General features: G+C 51.7%; 20 protein-coding genes and 1 pseudogene. 3 read left to right on the top strand and 18 right to left on the bottom strand.

Going from position 1 to position 22,097, the window contains the following annotated elements; genetic code table 11:
- Positions 1-25 precede the first annotated feature (25 nt).
- Both GY634_RS08310 and GY634_RS08315 read right to left on the bottom strand, forming a co-directional pair.
- The gene (locus GY634_RS08310) at positions 26-1,408 is read right to left on the bottom strand and encodes an FAD-binding oxidoreductase (protein WP_242683650.1); all 1,383 of its coding nucleotides are present in this window, start codon (positions 1,406-1,408) and stop codon (positions 26-28) included.
- A gap of 344 nt (positions 1,409-1,752) precedes the next feature.
- Positions 1,753-2,238, bottom strand: coding sequence for a DUF2938 domain-containing protein (locus tag GY634_RS08315; protein WP_166408068.1), 486 nt, complete (start codon positions 2,236-2,238; stop codon positions 1,753-1,755).
- Between the two features lie 79 nt (positions 2,239-2,317).
- Here GY634_RS08315 and GY634_RS08320 point away from each other — a divergent pair, with 79 nt between their 5' ends.
- Complete coding sequence (locus GY634_RS08320) at positions 2,318-2,731, top strand: helix-turn-helix domain-containing protein (protein WP_166408069.1); 414 nt, start codon at positions 2,318-2,320, stop codon at positions 2,729-2,731.
- Between the two features lie 90 nt (positions 2,732-2,821).
- Here the strand turns inward: GY634_RS08320 and GY634_RS08325 are convergent.
- From GY634_RS08325 to GY634_RS08335, 3 genes and pseudogenes are all read right to left on the bottom strand, one after another.
- Positions 2,822-4,207, bottom strand: a pseudogene (locus GY634_RS08325) (DEAD/DEAH box helicase); the annotation flags it as partial.
- Between the two features lie 282 nt (positions 4,208-4,489).
- Positions 4,490-5,458 (bottom strand): arginase, encoded by a 969-nt coding sequence (gene rocF, locus GY634_RS08330; RefSeq protein ID WP_166408071.1) that lies wholly within the window; start codon positions 5,456-5,458, stop codon positions 4,490-4,492.
- A 121-nt stretch (positions 5,459-5,579) separates the two neighbouring features.
- Positions 5,580-6,005 carry an Lrp/AsnC family transcriptional regulator gene (locus tag GY634_RS08335; RefSeq protein WP_166408072.1) on the bottom strand — a complete coding sequence of 142 codons (426 nt, stop codon included), beginning with the start codon at positions 6,003-6,005 and terminating at the stop codon, positions 5,580-5,582.
- A gap of 130 nt (positions 6,006-6,135) precedes the next feature.
- Between GY634_RS08335 and GY634_RS08340 the strand changes: the two genes are divergently transcribed.
- Complete coding sequence (locus tag GY634_RS08340) at positions 6,136-7,173, top strand: ornithine cyclodeaminase (protein WP_166408073.1); 1,038 nt, start codon at positions 6,136-6,138, stop codon at positions 7,171-7,173.
- A gap of 57 nt (positions 7,174-7,230) precedes the next feature.
- Here GY634_RS08340 and GY634_RS08345 read toward each other — a convergent pair whose 3' ends face one another.
- The 10 genes from GY634_RS08345 to GY634_RS08390 are packed head-to-tail and all read right to left on the bottom strand — an operon-like array spanning position 7,231 to position 17,085.
- Positions 7,231-8,886 carry a thiamine pyrophosphate-binding protein gene (locus tag GY634_RS08345; protein WP_341352817.1) on the bottom strand — a complete coding sequence of 552 codons (1,656 nt, stop codon included), beginning with the start codon at positions 8,884-8,886 and terminating at the stop codon, positions 7,231-7,233.
- A complete protein-coding gene (locus GY634_RS08350) occupies positions 8,883-10,349 on the bottom strand; it encodes an aldehyde dehydrogenase (protein WP_166408074.1) in 1,467 nt (488 codons plus the stop codon). The genes GY634_RS08345 and GY634_RS08350 overlap by 4 nt, the downstream gene beginning before the upstream one ends.
- Before the next feature lie 13 nt (positions 10,350-10,362).
- On the bottom strand, positions 10,363-11,154 hold the full coding sequence (locus GY634_RS08355; RefSeq protein WP_166408075.1) for an aspartate dehydrogenase: 792 nt from the start codon (positions 11,152-11,154) through the stop codon (positions 10,363-10,365).
- 9 nt (positions 11,155-11,163) lie between these two features.
- Positions 11,164-11,958 carry an SDR family oxidoreductase gene (locus tag GY634_RS08360; protein WP_166408076.1) on the bottom strand — a complete coding sequence of 265 codons (795 nt, stop codon included), beginning with the start codon at positions 11,956-11,958 and terminating at the stop codon, positions 11,164-11,166.
- The gene (locus GY634_RS08365; protein ID WP_166408077.1) at positions 11,955-12,782 is read right to left on the bottom strand and encodes an alpha/beta fold hydrolase; all 828 of its coding nucleotides are present in this window, start codon (positions 12,780-12,782) and stop codon (positions 11,955-11,957) included. Before GY634_RS08365 ends, GY634_RS08360 begins: the two co-directional genes overlap by 4 nt.
- A 26-nt stretch (positions 12,783-12,808) precedes the next feature.
- Positions 12,809-13,573, bottom strand: coding sequence for an ABC transporter permease (locus GY634_RS08370; protein WP_166408078.1), 765 nt, complete (start codon positions 13,571-13,573; stop codon positions 12,809-12,811).
- Entirely contained in the window at positions 13,574-14,359 is a 786-nt protein-coding gene (locus GY634_RS08375; RefSeq protein ID WP_242683651.1) for an ABC transporter ATP-binding protein, read from the bottom strand.
- Complete coding sequence (locus GY634_RS08380; protein WP_166408080.1) at positions 14,352-15,362, bottom strand: ABC transporter substrate-binding protein; 1,011 nt, start codon at positions 15,360-15,362, stop codon at positions 14,352-14,354. Before GY634_RS08380 ends, GY634_RS08375 begins: the two co-directional genes overlap by 8 nt.
- Before the next feature lie 23 nt (positions 15,363-15,385).
- Complete coding sequence (locus tag GY634_RS08385; protein ID WP_166408081.1) at positions 15,386-16,000, bottom strand: cupin domain-containing protein; 615 nt, start codon at positions 15,998-16,000, stop codon at positions 15,386-15,388.
- Between the two features lie 35 nt (positions 16,001-16,035).
- Positions 16,036-17,085: a porin gene (locus GY634_RS08390; protein WP_166408082.1), complete on the bottom strand. Its 1,050-nt coding sequence runs from the start codon at positions 17,083-17,085 to the stop codon at positions 16,036-16,038.
- A gap of 207 nt (positions 17,086-17,292) precedes the next feature.
- Between GY634_RS08390 and GY634_RS08395 the strand changes: the two genes are divergently transcribed.
- Positions 17,293-18,099: an IclR family transcriptional regulator gene (locus tag GY634_RS08395; RefSeq protein WP_166408083.1), complete on the top strand. Its 807-nt coding sequence runs from the start codon at positions 17,293-17,295 to the stop codon at positions 18,097-18,099.
- A 46-nt stretch (positions 18,100-18,145) separates the two neighbouring features.
- Here GY634_RS08395 and GY634_RS08400 read toward each other — a convergent pair whose 3' ends face one another.
- From GY634_RS08400 to GY634_RS08410, 3 genes are read right to left on the bottom strand one after another with little or no spacing between them, the layout of a single operon-like run.
- Positions 18,146-19,111: a hypothetical protein gene (locus tag GY634_RS08400; RefSeq protein WP_166408084.1), complete on the bottom strand. Its 966-nt coding sequence runs from the start codon at positions 19,109-19,111 to the stop codon at positions 18,146-18,148.
- Between the two features lie 9 nt (positions 19,112-19,120).
- Positions 19,121-21,235: a hypothetical protein gene (locus GY634_RS08405; protein WP_166408085.1), complete on the bottom strand. Its 2,115-nt coding sequence runs from the start codon at positions 21,233-21,235 to the stop codon at positions 19,121-19,123.
- Positions 21,236-21,237: 2 nt separating this feature from the next.
- A complete protein-coding gene (locus GY634_RS08410) occupies positions 21,238-22,080 on the bottom strand; it encodes an SH3 domain-containing protein (RefSeq protein ID WP_166408086.1) in 843 nt (280 codons plus the stop codon).
- Positions 22,081-22,097 lie beyond the last annotated feature (17 nt).

A 22,097-nucleotide genomic window follows, 5' to 3' on the forward strand; every position in this document is an offset into this window, starting at 1 on the left:
GAGCCTGTCTAGCAGGCCCTCTACATTAGTTCGGGTATACACGCCCGGCGTTCAAAATATTCTGAGGATCTAGCAGCTCTTTAAGCTGGCGCATCAGTGCTAATTCTTCTTCGTTACGGCTGAAATGCAGGAAAGGTTTTTTAATACGGCCAATGCCGTGTTCGGCCGAAATACTACCACCTACCGCAGCAACCTCTTCGTACACCAACTCTTCTACCGCCAACAGATCTTCTTCTGCAAAAGGCCCAGTGGTTAAGTGCAAGTTGCCATCACCCAAGTGGCCAAAGAATAAATTATGCGCCTGTGGATAAGTTTCTTCCAGACGCTGTGTCACGCGCTGTACAAACGTCTCGCTGTGTTGCATAGGCAGACCCACATCAAAGGCTACGTATGGTGTGAGCTCTTTCAGGATTTCGCCACTGGCATCACGCATGTGCCATAACTGTGCCGCTTGCTCGCTGCTTTGCGGCAAGATCACATCGCTGATCAGCTCTTTTTCCAGCTGAGCCTCTAACCATTCCTGCAATGCTTCTTCAGCGCGCACATCTAAGTCGCCTTCCGTTTCCAGCAAGACGTATAAGGGGTAAGACTGATCAAAAGGCTCTGACCTACCAATGGTTTTACACGCCATGCTTAGGTATTCGTGCCACATCAACTCGAAGGAGGACAAGTTAGCAAAGGCGGCGCGTGCCGATTTCAGCAGTTGTGTTACTGCCGAAAATGACGGTGCGGCGACCAAGGCGCTGTAACGAGCTTGTGGTTTAGGGAACAAACGCAGTACCAGTTTGGTGACCACGCCCAAGGTACCTTCTGCACCAATAAACAAGTGTTTAAGGTCTAGGCCTGTGTTGTTCTTCAAACCTTTGTTCAGCATAGACAGCACACGACCATCGGCCAGTACTACCTCCATACCCAACACCAACATACGTGTAGTGCCGTAACGCAGTACACGGTTACCGCCTGCGTTAGTCGAGACGTTACCGCCTACTTGGCAGGAGCCGCGTGCACCGAAATCCAGTGGAAAATACCAACCCGCTGCCTCTACATGCTCACACAGTTTTTCCAATACGATGCCGGGTTGCACTGTGATGGTGCCACCCACTTCATCAAATTCCAGTACCTGGTTCATGCGCTCCATGGAGATGGCTACATCACCTGTATCGGGCGAAGCACCACCCGCCAAACCCGTTAAACCGCCCTGTACCGTCACCTGACGTTGTTCCGCCGAGCAGGCGCGCAAAATAGCAGCGACATCATCCGTTGTTTGTGGCCTAAACACCATGTCAGGACTGGCACTTTTCCAACCACTGAAATCCTGCTCATAACGTTGCAGCCCTTCGGGATCCCTAATTGCTGACAAGCGTTGGGCCAGCAAATCCAAAGATTCCGTTTTACCCGACTGCATCATACGTTTCTCCATCATCTCAATACGGTACGGTGCGCCGCCAGCTCACTGGCACGCAACACATTCAAATCAATCCACTATTTTCTGCGAAGCGCACACGAATCACAAGCAAAGAAGCGCCCTCTACGCCCTAGACACCGTACTCCGCTAGCAAAAGTAGCGCGATAGCCCACAAACCGTGGCAGATGCGCCCTACGGCTTCACACCCAGTAACGTTCCAACCGCAAAGGCGGCGATGAGGGTTCCGGCCTTAGGCAAACTAATGTGTAAATCCAGCGCAATCATGGGGAGTATGCCCCCATGAGGAACTCCGCACTGCTCATCACCGTAACTCCTTGCTCTTACTACTATGCTTGCAATGCGACGGCCGGCACATACATGCCCACACCCAGCACAGCATGTGTGGCAACGCTTTGCAAACGACTCGCCCAAGGTGCAGGCGTACGTGATGCAGCTATACCCGCACCAAATGCAGGCTGCATGACAAACCATGGCATCACTACGGTTGCTACCCCTACAATGATCGCGGGTAACCACGTGGGGTTGTGTAACCACGCCTCGCCGTACACACCCACCAATACAGCGGCAAATACGATGCCCGTGACGTAGTGAATGATCCACCCCAACGCCACTTCCCCGTTAACAGGAGCTGCTTTAGCAATGTGTGCGTGCGCAAAGCGCCCTTCGCGCCAATGCCCTACCCATCTACCCACCATGGCGTAATTCAAAGTGGGGAAACCCATCGCTTTTAAAATAAGTGTCCACACATCCATCACCAGTGTGGCCCCTATTCCTATGCCCAATACGGCGACTATGTTGTTCATCATGCCCATATCCTTTTTTGTGATTGATGAAGCCAGATTTTAAGAATCGGATAGAAGTTCAAGTGAACTTTAAGTCAAGAGCTAAAGCATGGATATTTCAGAAGTTGCACGACGCACTGGTGTGCCAGCGTCTACGCTGCGCTACTACGAACAAAAAGGGCTCATTCACACCACTAGCCCTGCCGGTACACGACGCCGATTTGCGCCTGAAGTATTGGATCAGCTAGCCTTGATTGCACTGGGGCAAGCCGGTGGTTTGTCGTTAGACGAGATACAAACTATGCTGACGCCTGATGGCTCACCGCGCGTGGATAGCCAAGTGTTACTGAACAAAGCCGATGAAATTGATAGCACCATTAAACGACTGCAAGCCATGAGCGACGGCTTACGCCATGCAGCAGATTGCCCTGCAGAAAGTCATGCCCAATGCCCTAAATTTCAACGGTTGCTGAAGGCAGCCGCCGCCACCCGTCTAAAACACAGCAGAATGACGCGCCCGTAATGCTATAGGCGAAAAAAATCCCCCTACAAGAGGGGGATTCTTCATTCACGCAAGCGTGAATTAACGCATACCGGCACCAGCGTGGTTAGCTGGACGTGGTTTACGATCGCCACGAGAGTTTGGACGTGCTGGACGGCCATTTGCACCTGCAGGTGCGTGACGGTCACCACGATCGCTACGATCGCCACGTGCTGGGCGGTCGCCACCACGGGATGGACGGGTATCACCACGACCAGCCGATGCACCAGCAGCAGCGTTAGATCTACGTGGTTTACCAGAGAAACCACCTGGACGACGTGAGCTGGAACCTGGGCGTTTTTTCTTGGGTGACAGTTTTTTCACTGGTTCCAAACCAGGGATTTCTGCCACATCAATCGTTTGCTCAGTAAAGCGCTCGATACGACGCACTTTATGGTGTTCAGAATGTGTTGCCAGCGTGAAGGCTGCACCTTGTTGGCCCGCACGGCCAGTACGGCCAATACGGTGAGTGTAGTCTTCAGCTTGCATAGGTAAGTCGTAGTTGATGGCGTGGCTGATGCCTTTAACGTCAATACCACGAGCCGCTACGTCAGTCGCTACCAATACACGGATACCACCACGTTGCAACAGACCCAATGTGTGGTTACGTTGACGCTGGTTCATGTCACCGTGCAAAGAACGTGCTGCAAAACCTTCGTCACGCAGATCATCCGCCAGCAATTCAGCACCACGTTTTGTGGCCGTGAACACAATAGCTTGGTTCATGTCAGCGTCGCGCAGCAGGTGATCCAACAAACGACGTTTGTGGGAATCATCATCCGCGTACAACAAGGTTTGCGTAATGTTTTCGTGACGGCTCTTATGACCAGACACTTCAATACGCTTAGGCTCGTTCAACATATCTTTAGCCAAACGGCTTACTGTGTCTTCCAGCGTAGCGGAGAACAACAGTGTTTGACGTGTACGAGGAGTTTTTGCCACGATGGCATGGATGTCATCGATGAAACCCATATCCAACATACGGTCAGCTTCGTCCAACACCAGTGTTTGCACGGTGTTCAGCTTAACGCGACCAGATTGCAGGTGGTCGATCAAACGACCAGGAGTTGCCACCAGCACGTCTACACGGCGGGACAAGGATTTGATCTGTGCGCCGTAAGGCATACCGCCTACAACAACAGCCACACGTAGATCACGCATACCAGTACCCAGCAATTTCACGTTTTGTGCAACTTGCAGAGCCAGTTCGCGAGTGGGTGTCAGTACCAGAATGGAAACACCAGAATTTTTGGCAGGTGGGTTTTCCAACAAACGGTGCAGGGAAGGCAACATAAATGCTGCTGTTTTACCGCTACCAGTTTGTGCAGAAACCATTAAATCTGAACCTTCCAGCGCTGCAGGAATAGCTTGCAACTGTACAGGAGTAGGCTCAGTAAAGCCGGCCTTGTTCACCGCCGACAACAACGCGGGATGCAAGGCTAAAGTATCAAAAGACATGAAAATCGTCGCTCTGAGGCGACCCACTATGCGCCAACCACTCACATAAGGCGGTGGCACGGGTTGATTGTAAACATCGTGCCGACCAATCAACCTGAAGAATTGCCGCTCAGTGTGCAAGCTATAGGGCGTGGGGTCAGAAAGCGATGAAAGATCGCCACCTACTACGCGGCGAATCAATTAGTATAACCCCTTATACCCCTATACGCCTATTAAAACCTGTAGTCCACCCTTTTTTAGTCGTGTATTGACGCAGCGAGGACACACTTAAAAAGTACCTTTTTAACGGTGATCACGGCGCAATAAGGTGCTTTTACCAAACAAACTTTGCAGTAAATCTACCACCAACTCAGCCGTTTGATTATGGCTATCCAACGCCGGATTCAGCTCTACCACATCCAAAGAGCGTAATAAGCCAGTGTCGGCAATCATCTCCATACACAACTGCGCTTCACGATAGCCCGGGCCACCACGCACAGTGGTGCCTGTGCCCGGCGCAATGCTTGGATCTAAAAAATCCACATCGAAGCTCACATGCAAATGGATAGAGTCTGCGTCAGGCCCATCTAGGCCACGCAATGCACGCTGCATCACTTCGCGCATGCCTAGTTCGTCAATGGCACGCATATCGTAGGCTTCGATTTGTAAGGAATCCAAGATGCGCTTTTCTTGATCGTCCACACTGCGCAAGCCAATTAAACATAACTCTTCGGGGCGTACTGCCGGCGTATGACCTGCCAACGAGGTAAACGCCGTAGGACCTAAGCCGCATAAGCTGGCTACAGGAATGCCATGCACATTGCCACTGGGTGAACTTTCTGGCGTGTTGCAGTCGGCATGAGCATCTAACCACAGCACTCGCAATGTTTTACCGTTATCACGACAATAGCGCGCCACAGCGCTGATAGAACCCATCGCAAACGCGTGGTCACCCCCCATCATGATGGGCAACTCAGAAGCCTCTAAACTACGTAACACGGCATCGTGCACTCGCTGGTTCCACAGCAAAGTCGTCTCAAAATTACGTAACCCAGCGTGCTCTGGATCGCGCTCAGAGCGTAGATTTGGTGGGCCTGGCAAATTGCCAATGTCGGATACCTGCAGACCCATCGTTTCTAGAGCAGGCTGCAAACCTGCCACGCGCAATGCGTCCGGCCCCATCGCCGCCCCCAACCTACCTGCGCCACTATCAGAGGGCACACCAATCAGTTGCAGGGCTGTAGATAAGGATGAGTGATCGTGTGTATGCATGGGCTTGCCTCGCTATTCAGTAACGCACAGTGTCGCCCGCTGTGTTTTCAATGTAAATGCATAAAAATATGCACAAAACGCCATAAATTTAGCAGTTTGCACAAGTAAATTTACCACTTTGCTAATTCAGCTTTAAGGTGTTTAAGTGAATGCTGGTTTCTGTCGCTGAAATACCTTTAATAAGACGTATACGCCCCAACACATCACCCAGTTCATTCAAATCTGACACTGACAGCTCAGCCAACAAGTCCCACCGTCCATTGGTATCGTGCAATGCCACAATCGCGGTTTCCCCCGTCAGCAATTGAATAATACGTGGGGTTTCATGGCCTTCTACCGCAATGCTAATCCACGCCACAATGCGCTCGGGCTGCGAATCGGGACGCACTCTTACCGAATACCCCAAGATCACCCCATCACGTTCTAGTTTGGTGATGCGGTTGCTTATGGTGCCTCGCGAGACATCCAGTTTCTTTGCCAACGTGGCCACAGAAAGCCGTGCATCGGCACGCAGTAAAGCCAAGATTTTTCGGTCCAAGTCATCCATATTCTGTCTCTTCGCTAATTTTGTCTGTCACTTTGCTAGAAATATAGCGTTTTTTATAAAAAATTGCCGCTATGAATTAAGCAGCCGTTTTTCAATAATGGATAAAACAGCAATCACAACGGAGCCAAACATGACTATTCTCTTACGCCCACACGACATACGACATATTGTTCAGCAGGTGGGTTTGCCTGCCGTGTTGGGGAAATTGGAATCCTGCTTACGCGATGACTTTCTGCGTTGGGAGGAGTTTGATAAAACCGCCCGCGTCGCCACCCACTCATCCGTAGGGGTCATTGAATTAATGCCCGTTGCCGATGATTCGCTGTATGCCTTCAAGTATGTGAATGGTCACCCTGGCAACCCTAAACTAGGCTTACCAACCGTCATGGCATTTGGTGCGCTGGCTGAAGTGCTAACTGGTCGCCCCATCGTACTCAGTGAACTCACGCTGACGACGGCACTGCGTACAGCCGCTACCTCGGTCTTAGCAGCACGAACCTTGGCACGCCCCAACTCACGCACCATGGCCCTAATTGGCAATGGCTCGCAAAGTGAGTTCCAAGCACTGGCCTTCCACTATTTACTGGGTATTGATGAGCTACGTTTGTACGATGTAGACCCCGCCGCCTCGCAAAAGTTGGTGCAAAACTTAGCCTCTATTTCAGGGCTACGCACCACGGTATGCAACAGCACAGCCGACGCTGTTAAGGGTGCTGATATTGTCACCACCGTCACAGCCGATAAAACCAACGCCATTATTCTGGAACAGCATATGCTGGAACCCGGCATGCACATTAATGCCGTAGGTGGCGACTGTCCCGGCAAAACCGAGCTATCTACCGACGTTTTACTACGTGCTACCACCTTTGTGGAGTTTGAGGAGCAATCACGCATTGAAGGCGAGATTCAGCATATGCCAGCTGACTACCCTGTAAAACTGCTGTGGAAAGTGCTAGCGGGAGAGGAAACAGGCCGCCAAAGCGATGACGAAATCACCGTATTTGATTCGGTAGGTTTTGCGTTGGAAGACTATTCCGCCCTGCGTCTGATGCAGGAATACGCACAGCAACACGGTTTGGGCCAAACCATTGCGCTCATGCCCGATTTGCAAAACCCTAAAAATCTCTATGGAGAATTGCTAGGCAGCGTAGAAAAACAACCGGTTTAACGTGGGCAGGCAAGAGTGGCACGGCATTGCGCGGCATGCCACTCTTTTACTCACGAATTAGTACAGCTTTTTCTGCGGTGGGCCCGCAAAGTTTAGTGGCCCAATGCTGTGCATATCTACTTCTACAACAGATGGCCCTTGGTGTGCCACAGCCTGCTGCATCACCGTCTTGAACTCGTCCAAGGAAGACACTAAGTAGCTTGGGCAACCCATTGCGCACCCTACATCACGGTAGCTAGGGGTATGCAGTTGGTTGTAATACTGTCGGTCATCAAAATAACGCTTTTGAATACCACGCATCACGCCGTAACCGCCATCATTCATCACCAGCAAGATGAGGTTGCTTTGCTCTTGCACCATGGTGGCCATTTCGCCAATGCCCAGCATTAAGCCACCATCCCCCACCAGCGCGACCACTTTTTTGTCGGGATTCGCTTTGGCAGTACCAATGGCATGCGCCAGCCCCAAGCCTATCGCCCCCGCTAAGGAATGGATGTTGCGCAATGGCGCTTCTACGGGGAACAAACGGCTACCCCATGTGCTACCCGACATGGTGATATCACGCACCAAAATACCATCCTCAGGCAACGCATCACGTAAGGCAAAACACAGCTCTGCATACGGTCCCAATTGCTCTGCCAGTTGCGCCACAGCCGAAGACCGTGCTTGGGCAATCGCGGCATCGTAGTCAGCATCCACAAAGCTATGGCCGTGCAGGTCAGACACCAACGCCGACAACGCCTCATTCGCATCGGCACACACGAATTGGCCTATGGCGTAATTACGTTGCTGTGCAGCGGGATTCGCATCTATCTGTATGGTGTTTTCGGGGAAGCGGATGGAATAGGTTTTGGTTTCATTGCTACGCAAGCGTGAACCTACTACCAACACCACATCGGCTTCTGCCAACAGCGTTTCTACGTCGGCAGCATTGTGAAACGCCCCCAAACTGCGTGGATGACTATCTGGCAGGACCCCACGAGCATGCGTAGACGACACCACCGGAATACCCATATCTGCCAACTGGCGCACGGCATCACCTGCTTGCAGGGTACCACCTCCTATCCACAACATAGGACGTTTGGCGGCTTTCAACGCGGTTACCAAACGGGTTCTATCTTTGTCTTGCAACGCAGGTAACTGCAGTGGAGCAACCGGCTCTAACGACACTGGCCATGCGATTTTTGCAGCCTGCACATCAATGGGGATTTCCACACTGACGGGCCCCATAGGCACAGTCGTTGCTACACGTATGGCTTCTTGAATCATGCCTACTGCATTGTCTGGGCTACTAATGCGATACGCTGCTTTGCTAGATGCACGCAAAAAACCTAATTGGTCTTTGGCTTCGTGGATAAAGCTGGCATCTCTATCCAAGTACTCACGCTCTACTTGCCCCGTCAAATGCAATACGGGGCTTGCCGCGTTATAGGCTTCGATTAACGAGCCCACCGCATTACCCGCCCCTGCACCCGTACTGGTTAAGGCGACGCCCAAACCTGTAAAACGTGACTCGGCATCGGCCATGGTGACGCTACCCGCTTCACCCCTCGCGCACACAAACTGCACGGTGTCACGACGGCCCAGTGCATCGGCAATGGGTAGGTTATGAATGGAAATCACGCCATATACATTGCGTACCTGATGTATCTCTAACACACGGGCAATGGCTTCACCCACGGTAATGGTTTCTGTCATTTCTACTTCTCTCATCCTTCGCACCACGGATCAGGCTGTGAACTCAGCCCCATATAAATACTTTTTTGCTGCATGTACGACAAAATGCTCAGTCGGCCTTTTTCTCTACCCACGCCACTTTCTTTGAACCCACCAAATGGGGTGGAAATAGAAAACTTCTTATAGGTGTTAATCCACACCGTACCTACGTCTAGCGCTCTCGCCAGTTGCCACGCCTTACGGTAGTTTTCAGTCCAGATGCCTGCCGCTAACCCATACACGCTGTCGTTTGCCTGCAGCAATAAATCGTGTTCATCTTCAAAAGGCAGCGCCACCAATACCGGGCCAAAGATCTCTTCTTGGCACACGCTGGCGTGGTTGTTCAACCCCGCAATAATGGTGGGTGCATAGTACGTACCTTGAGCTAGCTCACCTTCTGTCAGCCTATGGCCACCCGTTAGAATCTGTCCGCCCTCTGCCTCGGCTTGCCGCACGTAAGCGTCCACAGAATTCAGGTGTTTTTCATCAATCAATGGACCCACTTGCGTACTGGCATCTTCAGGGTGCCCTACACGCAAGGCTTGTGTCTTCGCCACCAAACGCTGCATAAAGTCGTCGTAAACACTGCTGTGTACAAACAAGCGTGCACCCGCAATACAGGCTTGCCCAGACGAACTAAAAATACCGTAAATCACGCCATTCACGGCCAAATCCAAATCGGCATCGGCCAGCACGATGGTGGGCGATTTGCCGCCCAACTCTAGCGACGTACCAATCAACCGTTCTGCTGCCGTGTGCGCCAATTGACGACCTGTACTGGTGCCGCCGGTGAACGAGATTTTCTTCACTAATGGGTGCTGCACAATGGCATTGCCCACAACAGAACCTTTGCCTGGTAACACACTGAGCAAACCACGTGGTAAACCAGCCTCTTCAAACAGACGAGCCAGCTCTAACGCAATTAATGATGTGGCTTCAGCCGGTTTAAGAATCACAGCATTACCCGCAGCTAACGCTGGCGCTAGCTTTTGCACTTCAGACGCAATAGGCGAGTTCCACGGTGTAATCGCCGCCACTACCCCTAAAGGTTCGTGCACGCTCATGGTCAACCACTCGCGGGATCGTGCATTGGTCAGTTCGGTATCCAGCGTTTCCAAACACGCGGCGGTATAACGCGCGGTAGACGCGGCACTCATCACTAAGCCACGGGTTTCTGCCAGCGGTTTGCCGTTATCGCGTGTTTGCAATGCCGCCAGTTCAGTAGCGTTTTTTTCGATGAGTTCGGCTACTTTGTACAGCACTCGGGCACGTTCCACCGGCAAGCTATTGCGCCATGATGGGTCTTGCCATGCCTGATGTGCGGCTTGTATGGCCTCTTCCACATCGTCTGTACTGGCAGTAGAAAACTCGGCATTCACACTGCCATCTGCGGGGAAAATGCTGCGCGCAGCCGGCCCCCGGCCTTGCCGCCATTGGCCGGCCAAAAATAATGCTTTCATGTTTATTCTCCGCCTAGATGACTAAGGCGTCACCCAATTGATAGCAGGCTCGCACCACACTTAGTGCCGCCAACGTAGAGGTTTTAGGGTTACTCGCCAGCGCTACACCCTGCATTTCTATCTGCATCTCGCCAAACGCACCCTCTGCACGAATACGGTGCTGGTTGCGCGTCATGGCAGGATCAGCAATCAGTTCTACCTGCGTAGCATCCATGCCCACACCTGCCAACGCAATGGTGGCTGCCACATTCGCATTCGCTGGGAATTTTTGTGCAGCTTCACGTGCTGAACCACGGAAAAATACGGTAGCTTCGGTCAGTGCATCCAAATCCACTAGCTGCTCGGCATAACTACCCTTCCAGCTAGCGGGCTTTTTGCGCCCTTGATACACCACGCTATCCAACCCCATGGTACGTGCTGCCGCAATACCATCTACCCCCGCAATCGCTCCCGGTAGAATCTGCAGTTGCGCTCCCTGCGCCATGGCATATTCACGTATCTCGTGCTCAAACTCGCTGTCAGCAAATGCACCCACAGAAATCACTGCCAACGGTAATTGACGCTGCAATACCGCTTTAGCATGCGCTTTCAGCCCAGGTTGGCCCGCCATTTCCAATACTAAATCGGGTGTGCCAGTCATAGCCGCTATGCTGCTAACGACTTGCACATCCGGCCCCAGCTCTTGCTGAGTGGCTTCTACACCGGCCTCGGTCACCACTACCCAGCCCAATGTAATGGACTCAGGCAGCAACTCATGCACCGTTTTTGCCATGGCCCCATAGCCTATGAATGCTACTTTTTTCATTCTTTTGCCCTAAATTTCCTGACTAAACCCACCGGATACATCAATCACTGAACCGGTGGTATATGAAGACAGTGGTGACGCCAAAAACACCAATGCTCTGGCTGCTTCTATGGGTTTACCCAAACGCCCCATGGGAATACCGCGCTTACGCGCAATGCCTGCCAACCAGTCTTCCCAACTTTGGTCGGGGTCTGACCTATCTTGATACCGGCGTTGCCACTGACCAGATTCCACCATGCCTATCAAAATGGAATTAACCCGTATGCCTGAACCCACAAACTCTTTAGACAAGCCTTTGCTAAGATTCAGCAAACCAGCACGAGCGGCTGATGTCGCGATCATGTGCGGTTCTGGCTTATAGGCCAGCAGCGAGTTCACATTGGCGATAGAGGCAATAGACGACTGGCGTAAATACGGCAGTGCTGCACGCACAGGGTTCAACACGCTGAAGTACTTTAATTGCACCTCAGTCATCCATTCTTCGTCAGAAGTATCGTCAAAGTTAGCGACCTTACCTTGGCCCGCGTTATTAATCAGCATGTCCACGCCGCCAAAACGCTGTGCAACTTCATCAATGAAAATTTTGACTTCACTGGCATCCAATACATCGCAACAGCGTATGTGCAGACGCTCCGTATCGAAGGCTGCTGCCATGGCGTGCCATGAGTCTTGTAACCGCGCAGCATCTCTACCGCACCACGCCACCTTTGCTCCTTGTTCAAGTAACAGCCGTACTGTTTCCAGCCCTATACCTGAAGAGCCCCCAGTCACAATGGCGACCTTGCCGCTTACCTGAAAACTCATGTGTTGTTCTCCTTCTGAGCTGCCTGTGTTTGACCAAATACCGCGCTATCAAATAGCTCGGGTTGATCCACATACAGCAAGTGCCCTGCTGCAGGCACTGCATGCAATGCCATCTGTGTATAACGTTGTTGCAGCGCTTGCATACCAGCAGGCGGCGTGATGCCGTCGTCGGTGCCATACAGCACCTCGATGCTGCCACGCACAGCCGGTAAGTAATAAGTAATGCTGTCGTAGGCCAATAAATACGATGACGCTGTAAAACCTGCGACGCTTAGCCGTTTCATGGCGTGAGTCACCATGCTTAGGTTTTCGGCTGTGGGCTGCCCCAACAAGAATGGCCCCCGTTCGCGCGCCATCGCCTCTGGCCCCAACTCGGCCAACATGCGTGGACGTTTCTCGTACACCTGACGCTGTTGTTCAGGCGTGCTTTGCCCATAACCCTGTGCCACACTGGCTAACACCAAGCGCGACACATCGTCTGGATACAGCGATGCATACGCACTCGCCATTAAGGCCCCCAACGAATGGCCCACTAACGTAAACGACCTAAGCCCTAGTTCATCCACTAATGCTTTTAAGGCACGAGCATAATCAGCCGCTGTGGGCGTGGCCGACGCTAAGGCGATGCTATCGCCATAACCCGGCGCATCCCAGGCAATGAGCCTATTTTTCCCAGCCTGACTGGCAAACTGCTTCGCCCACAGCCCTGCCCCAGAGCTAATACCGTGCAACAAGACATACACCTCGCCTTGCTGCGCCTCGTTATCCCAATACGACAAACCACATGTGGTCTGACGCATCGTGCTGTATGTGCTCTGTGGCATGCTTTCTCCTGCTCTCGTGCTATTTTTTACTTCTTGGCTGTTTTGGCCGATTCATGCCATGGAATCACTACTTTACGCAGTGAGCCTACGGTGAAATACAACACGAAACCAATCATCGCCAGCAAAATCACCACGGCAAACAAGGTGTCTACTTCTAAGTCTTGCAGCTTGATGGTGGCCAAGTAACCCAGACCACGTGAACCCGCTACGAATTCCGACACCACCGCACCGATAATGGCCAACACAATTGCCATTTCCATCCCGGTCAGGATGTAAGGCAACGACGCTGGAATCACCAGCAGCTTGAAACGCTGCCACGTGCTGGCTTTGCCCACTTGAAACACTTCAATCAAACCTGTATCTACCGACTTGGCACCCAAGTAACTGTTAGAAAATACGGGGAAGAAGGCCAACAGCGCCGAGATAATGATCTTGGACTCAATACCGAAGCCAAACCACAAAATAAATAGCGGAATCAGTGCCACTTTAGGGGTCAACTGCAACGCAATCACAAAAGGCTTGAAGATCGTGTCCAAAATGGCGATACGGCCTAGTAACTGACCCAGCAACGTACCTACAATCACAGCGATACAGAAACCACCCAAGCACTCCACCAAGGTAGTGTAGATATGGTAGTACGTGTCATCGCGTTGCATTAAACGCGCCAAGGCGTGCAAGACGTCTTCAGGCGGTGGCAACACCAACGGTGACACTTCAAAAGCAACGACATACCCTTTCCAGAGCAGGAAAAACACCAGCACGGAAATTATTTGAATAAGAAGACGATTCACTTACAACTCCAGATGCTGACGCAGCTCATCACACAAACGTGCAAACTCAGGATCACCCAAGAAGTTTGTACGTGGGCGTTCCAGCGTAATAGGAATTTCTGCCACCACACGCCCTGGGCGCGCTGACATCACAAAGACTCTATCGGCTAGATGCACGGCTTCACTAATAGAGTGCGTAATCAGGAAAGCACCAAACTTTTGGTCCATCCAAATACGCTCTGCATCAGCAATAATTTTTTCTCGGGTTAAGGCATCCAACGCCCCAAACGGCTCATCCAATAACAGCAGGCTAGGCTGCGAGAACAACGCGCGTGCAAACGACGCACGCTGACGCATACCGCCAGACAGCTCAGATGGACTTCTGGTTTCAAACCCTTTTAATCCCACCATTTCGCACAAAAGCTGAGCACGTTTTTCATCTTCAGCGCTGTAGCTACCTTTTTGCATCAAGGTAGGCAGCAAGATGTTTTTCTGGATATTCATCCATGGCAACAAACGGTGCTCTTGAAACGCTACCCCAATATCAGGCGTGCTTTTATCGGCGCTGGAAGGCCAGCTCACCTCTCCCGAGGTGGGCTTTTCCAAACCACACAGCAAACGCAACAAGGTAGATTTACCGCAACCCGAAGGCCCAATCACCGCAACAAACTCACCCGCCATAATGTGCTGGTTGATGTTTTGCAAAGCGATGGTAGTGCCTGTTGATGTCTCAAAATGCTTAGAGACATTGTTAAAAGACACAATGGGCTGTGCGCTAGATGACGAGGTTTTTGCTAACTCAGACAACGGTAGACTCCCAGATGGCATTGGTATAAAGCTGTCTGGAGGTTTCCTTCATCAGACCTGCTCCCTGTAACAGTGTGGTGGCTTCATCCCACTGCTCAGGTACGTTACGCAGTACATTTTCTTTGCCATGCGCCAACCACAATTCGCGGTTACCTTTAAGATCGCTCAGCGCAATGTCTTCTTTCTCGATACCGGGCACATCGTAGCGACGGGCAATCGTACGAATCACTTCCAGCAACTGCGCATCATCCATGTCGGCCATCGCCAAAATAGCATTACGCGCACCTTGCAAGAAGGCTACGTGTTGTTCACGGTTAGACGCGAGGTCTTCTTCACGTGCTACGTACACCTGACCTGGCACACCATCATCCACATGCATGGACACCAATGGTAGGTTTTCCGCACGTAAGCGGGAAACGGTACTGGCATTACCAAAGAATGCCGCAATACGACCGGCCTCTACCATGGCAAAAGATGCTGGACCGTCAGCCACACGCTCACGACGTACCGATTCAGGATTCACCCCTGCTTTCGCCAACATCAAGTTCAGCGTCGCTTCCATAGAACCGCCGAATGACGCCACGCCCACCACTTTACCTTCCAGCGCTTTCACATCGCGTATAGGTTGGCTTTCGGATGAAATCACCACGAAAGGTGAAATCTGCGACACCGTAGCAAAGGCCAGCACATCGGAATTATCTTGCGCGCGCGCTGCCAAGTAGTTAGCACCACCAGTACGGCCTGCTTCTACTTGTTTGGCGGCTACCAATTGAATAGCTTGACCAGCGCCCCTGCCCACCTCCACTTTGACGTTTACGCCTAACTTGTCGTAATCGCCTGAAGCACTGGCGTACAACACGGGTGCAAACGCCAACGATAGCGTGAAGGGAGTTAGGTAAGTGTAGGTACCCGTTGCCTTAGCAAATGCAACAGTGGACGTCAGCGGCAATGTCATTGCCCCCACTGCGCCGGCACTATAAACCAGAAATTTTCTGCGGTTCATATGGGATGTCTCCTGAATAGGATTTATTTGGACTGATTGTTTTGCGCAGCTGCTGCTTTGGCCTGCATGCGCAGTTTTTTAGCGGCTGTCAGTGGGTGATCATCGGGGTAATCCGGCAGATCGGGTCTGTTAGCACCCAGCATCACACACATCAAAGACTCTTCTTGACCTTCGTTGCGCAAGCCGCGATACACGCCTGGTGGCACAGAAATCACATCACGTTCGTTCATCACCACTTCGCAACGCTCGCCGTTATATTCTAAGAACAGACGAATGTTGTCGCCACGCAAAATGAAAAATGCTTCTTCAACGTCGTGGTGCACATGCAAAGGACCTTCGCAACCCGCTGGCAAAATCATGGTAGAGAAAGTGAAGTGCTCTGCCGGAATGACGTTGTCATCGTGGGTTACGCCTGCTGCACCGGTGCCGATGTAGCGAGTTTGTGCGCGGCGATAAGTAGGGTCTACTTCTGCTTGCCAGCCCAAGGCGTTCCAATCGTATTGACGGGTTTTACGGCGAGCAATGCGTGATTCGATCCACTCTTGCAGGCTTTTGTCTTGTGGACGTTTCCAGCTAGCAAACAGGGGAGATTCCTGATCGGGAATCGGCACGATTTGTTCAGTTGTCTTATCACTCATGGCTTTTCCTTTCTACTTCCATTACTTCAAATCAATCAAAATGAGTGCTGCAGCCCTACACCAAACTGGTGTTTGCGCTGTTTCTCATCAATAAAGTGGTTACGCACGCTGTACACGTTACCCATCACATAGACGTTGGTGCGTTTAGAGAGCTGATAGCGGTAACCTGCTGCAAAACCGCCGTTATTCGACATCATGGCGCGCTGATAGCTCAACATGACGCTGCCACTTTTACCGGTAGGAATAGATGCTCCCACGGTAAAGGCACGATCTTTGTCGCGACCTGTTTCTACATAGCCAGGTGCGGGATTAAGGTTAATGTTGCGCTGTTCGTTGTAGCCGCTGAATAAACGGACCGGCCCGAAGTCGTACGACAACGCAAACTGATAGTTTTGCGCTTTGCGTTTATTGCTATCTTTAATGGGGTCTAAGCGCTCGTAGGTCAACGCGGCTTTCAATGGGCCATTGGTGTAGCGCAAGCCAGCTGTTAACACACGATTGTTGTTCGACGCGCCAAACGACTGCTCGTCTGCCGTAGAAAAGCTATACCCAATACCGGCTTCAAAACCGCCCACTATTGGGGTTTGGTAGGTAAAAGCATTACTCAAACGGCCATCGGCACCATAGTCACCGCTTTTATAACCAAAGGTAGACCCAATAGAGTTACCCGACCACGCCACACCAAAGGGGCTGGCAATAAACGGTGTCCATGAATAGCCAAATACCGTTTGTCTACCCATTTTCAGCTCACCAAAACCGCCTTTTAGCCCTAAGGTAGCTTGCCTACCAAATAAGCGACCTTGGGTGGAATTACCCGTCGTGGTCAACAAACCACCTTCCAATTGGAAGGTGACCGAATACCCATTACCCAAATCTTCGCTACCGCGCACACCAAAACGCGACTGGCCAGAAATACCACTCACCACGCCAAAGCGTTTACCGCCATCTAGCCTTTTTTCTAATAGCATGCCGGTGTCTAACAAACCGTACAGCTGCACGTTGGACTGCTGTGCCAATGCGGCGCCAGACCAAGCACACGCCATAGCCAGTACACCTGCTACTGCTCCTCGTTGTCTTTTGCTCATCCCCATTCCTTTTTGTTCCACTAATGGAACATTGTTTTATATTAGGAACACGAAGTATAAAATCATTTAAACTTTCAAATAAATGAGTAGAAACCCTTTAAGCATGAATTACCTGAGCACCTTGCACAGCGATCTGTCACAATTTCGTCCCCCCTCTTATACTTAGCCACATCAAATAACCGCTGTGACCCATACAAAAGAGACCTTATGAGTACAACTTTGCCGGCACAACAAAACTACACAGTTCCAGGACTGGAACGCGGCCTGCGTTTGTTATTCGAATTCAACCGTAATGAGCAAACTCTTACAGCTCCCGAGCTGGCTAAACGGCTAGACCTACCCCGTACCACCACCTTTAGGCTGCTGGCTACACTAGAAAGCATGGGCTTTGTTCAACGCGTAGAAGGCGGCCATGCCTACAAGTTAGGAATGGCGATTTTGCGATTAGGTTTTGAGTACCTTGCCTCGTTGGAACTAACCGAGCTGGGCACACCCATTCTGGAACGGGTGCGCGATGAAACAGGGTTATCCTGCAACCTCGCCATTCAAGACGAGCACAGCGTGGTAGTGATCAGCAAGGTAGCTGCCCCCACGCCGTTTGTGAGTACTGTTCATGTGGGCACGCGCTTACCGTTGCACGCGACGCTACTGGGTCGAGTGCTATTAAGTGATATGAAACCGGCTGATTTACGCACGCTGTACCCAGACGACACGCTGACTAAATTCTCCGAGCGCACCCCCACAAACACCACTACGCTTTACGAGTTAATACGCCAAGATGCCGAACGCGGCTATGGCTATGATGAAGGCTACTTTGAGCCTGAGGTGGGCAGTGCTGCCGTGGCGGTACGCAACAAACACGGCCATATTGTGGCGGTACTGGGCGTCACCATTCCGGTCAGTTATTTACGCTCTGGCAAATTGGACACCTCGCAGTTAGTGAACACTGTGCGTAGTGCGGCCACTGAGCTTTCGCAATTGCTGGGCTATCACGGCAACTCCAGCAACCCATAAAAAAAAGGGGATCAACAGATCCCCTTTTTCTTTGCCCAAGTCGTGCTTATGACCTGATTTCCGCATTCAATGCAGACGTCACAGAAGGATTAGGACGGCCAAACATCACACTGGCTATACGTTCAATGGATACCGGTGTTTTAGGGTCCATCGTGATACGCAAAGTGCTTTTATCGCCCGTCGCAAAACGCACTACTGCTTTACATGATGCTTCAGGGTCTTGTGTCATCAGAGCAAAACCCTCACTGCGACACTGAGTCATCATCTCTTCCGCCTCTTGCTCAAAAGCTTTTTCACGCTGCGACTTTGCACTGCCCTCGCCTATCTGCACAGGCAAGTTATAGCGTTTGTACAAAGCAATGCCACGCTCCATCATGCCTCTGTCTTTGACCTTGATATCCAGCTCTTTAATGCTGATGCGTGACAACATCTGCAACGGCCCCATAATACCGAAGCCCATCATGGCATCAGCTGGTAACTGCCCGTTCGCTAAGCTTTGCAGTGCCCCAATTTCCGTCATGCTCACCTTGAAGTCTAGGTCAGCCATGTCTTTTTGCTCTACCGACAGCGCAATGTCTGCTTGGTTATCATCAAAACGTACATCTGCTTTCAGCACCACATCCATAGGTGGCAGCTCTGCCCGACCAGAGGCCAAGCCCAAGCTGTTCCCCAGCATGGAGTGTGACTTACCATCAGGCAGCACTAAACCTGTGACCGACAAGGCAATACGCTGACGTTTAGCGTCTTCAATCACATCGCTGATTTGCACTTTCTTGGCTTGCACTTGATCGCGTGGCGACATGGTGACCGTCACATCTTTCAATGTCACGGTACCAAACGGTGAAGCACTGAGGTCCGCCCAATGCACTTGGTCTTGCATGCCCATCGCTGTCAGCTTTTTGCGTAAAGACTCTTCAGCGTTACTGCTGGCATAACTAGACGCCCCCCACCACAACACTGCTACCCCTGCAACGGCGGCAGGGATAATCCACTTCATTTTTTGCTTATCCATTTTCATCCCTTACCAAAAAAGGCCGCCTTCAGGCACACTGTCTATCACCGCTTGGGCCGCTTCAGGTGTCCACTCAAGATCACCCAACTGCATACGCATTACTGCCAGTGGTTCCAACAACTCGGCGCAACCTTCTTGCTCACACTGTTGAGCTGCATTTGAGCCAAGCTCTACCATCGTCATAGGCAAGTCGTCGTCATCCAAGATGCTGGAATCCAACGAGCGTGACCCTCTAATCCAGTACCAACCTTTCTTCAAATCAGACTGCCCAACGATGCGCATGGGGTACGGCCAATCTACGGTTGCGTCATCCTTTTTAGAGCCATCTACACGCACAATGCGCGCGAAATCATCCGATTGCCCTGCCACTAAACGTGCATAGGCGTTTGCGCCTGAAGCGGCTCGGTACTGTATGTCCTCTTCCAGCATAGGCAACAAGGCGTCCTTACCACCAGCTTCTACACGCTCTTGCAGGCGCTGATATGTGTTCAGGTTATTGCGTTCTACACGGGCTTTTTGACGCAGTTGATTCTGGCGTTCACGCTCTAGACGCTCTTCCTCGTAACGCTTCTGCTCAGCAGCGCGCGCTTCACGTTGGAACAAGTAGTTTTGTGCATGCTGTAAGTTGTACTGCCAATCGCCTTGAGGCTGACCAGTACGGTAGTTATAGCGACGCGATGCACTCACGCTGTACAACAGCCCTGAGGCATCATTTTTCCATACGCCTTGCGGCATATCGCTAAACACCAAACGTACATCTGTCGCGTTAGGCATAATCAACGCCAAGCGCTCTAAGGCGTTATCCACTTCTTGACGAATTTCTGCTGCCTGACGGAAGGACTCGGCCTTAGGTGTAAGCACCGCCACTTCCGGCCCAATCTGCCAAGCGCCAATACCACCACGGAACTGGCCTAACGACGCTTTCAACAAATAATGGCTGCCCGACTCTGCATCGCTAGAAAAACCAAACCAACCCGTGTTATTGCCTTCGAAGGCCACCAAATCGCTAGGCTTCAACCCTTGCACTGGCTTATTGAAAATCAACCCATTGCTGAACCACAGGTCGCCGGTACGCATTATCTGTGCGCCATCTGAACGCTCTAGCTTCAACCTACCTTTGCCCTGTGCATAACCATCGGCATTGCAGCTTACGTCCTCAGTCACCAGATTCAAGTACGCAGCATCCGTACCCAACTCAAACTGGGACACAATCTTGCAACCGTTCTGATCTGTAAGTGTGCTCAAGAAACTAGACAACTCTGCACGTTGCGTGGCAGTAGGCACCACCCAATCTCCCACCGCAAACTCAGCCAAACCCACGGTTGGCGTGACAGCTGCCTCTACTACAGCGTCTGCTGTTGTTTCAGGCTGGGCTTTTTCAACTGGGGCTACTGTAGACGATGCCTCTGGCTTAGTTTCCGCTGTCTTAGCGGATGTAATGGCCACTTTGTCTTTGTTGATTTCTACCGGCTCAGACTCAACAATCGCAGGCCTCACTTCAGGTTGAATCTCAGACGTCGCAGCAGGAACCGGTGCTTCAGATGCAGGTTCTACTGCAGGTGCAGCCTGTGCAGGAGCGGACGCAGGCTTAGCTTCGCTGGGCTCGGTGATGGTAGGTGTAGGAGGTGCGTCTACCAAGGCTGTATTTGCCGGTTCAGGCGCAACGTTTTCTACTACTTCTGCTGGTGTAGCCGCTGTCGTAACAGGGCTTTCTGCCACATCCGGTGCAGCAGCCTGTACCGCTGATGCCACGGTAGGTTCTGGTGTTTGTATCAACAACGCCCAGCCAGCAGAACCTTCACTGATACCATCAGCCACTTGTGTACCTTGGCTATTTATTGCACGCCAGGTCACACGTTGAGCCTGTGGACATTGCTGCGCAAACAATGCCCCTAACTTAGGCAACAAGCGCCCCAATGCCGCAGTATCGCCCGATGCACCATACACCGCACGTAATGCCAGCTCTGGTTTGCACCAGTTATCAGCCGACGCATTCTCTACAAAAAGCTCAATATCTTCTGCTTTAGAGTACGCCAAACGGAAATCTTCGGCGGCTGCACTAGCTGCGTACAACCCCGCCCCCGCTGCCACGATGGCAGCACTGATCAATCGTTGTTTAAACATGATTATCCTATCTGCCAAGCGCCATCAACAGCCTGACACGCATCTACTGTTTTGCTTTCCGTGCCTTTTTCAGTGGTCAGCTCGTAACTCATGGTGCGGCATGTAGTTTGTACCGCCACGGTTTCCGTCACAGGACTCGCTGGCTCAAAAGTATCCAGATCAAAACCTTGCTGACCCGCTTGTGCCACAGTAATGCTGTCTAAGTCAGTGGCTTGATCCGCTTTAGCCACGGTTACGGGTGCCGCTAATGGTGCATGTACATACCCCACCAACACACCTTTACGCCCTACTGCAATCCAATTATTGGGAGTTTTACCCAAGGCAGTAAATGTTTGCCCTGCTTGGAAACCACCCACTTTTTCTGCATTGGTATCCGGTGCTGCACGCAGGTTCACCGAACGCAAAGCATGGTACGACTGGTTCAACACTGTCAGGTTTTCAGCTTTCGCAATCACTGGCGCACGTTTCACTTGCGCTTCTTGTGTCACAGTTTTGCTGGATACGGGGCGAATAACAGCCGATGCACCACTGTGATCGGACTCCCAATTCACCGTTCTACCTGTTTCTAGCGATTGCTGCGTACTGGCTGCTAAGGCCTCACGGTCACGCTCGTCTAGGTTATCGCCGATCCAGTTACCTAGTGCTCCGCCCGCCAACGCGCCCAAAATAATAGCGATGGTTCTACCGCTACCACCGCCAATCTGACTACCCAACAATGCACCGCCCACCGTACCAATCACTGTGCCCCATGTTTGCTTGTTGCCCCACTCGCCCATGTTGGCGCAACCGGATACGCCCAACGCACCAATTAGCGTTGCGACGACCAACTTTTTGGATAAAGCCATGATTCTCTTCCGCCCTG

This window comes from Paenalcaligenes suwonensis, assembly GCF_011290505.1.
Classification (GTDB): domain Bacteria; phylum Pseudomonadota; class Gammaproteobacteria; order Burkholderiales; family Burkholderiaceae_B; genus Paenalcaligenes; species Paenalcaligenes suwonensis.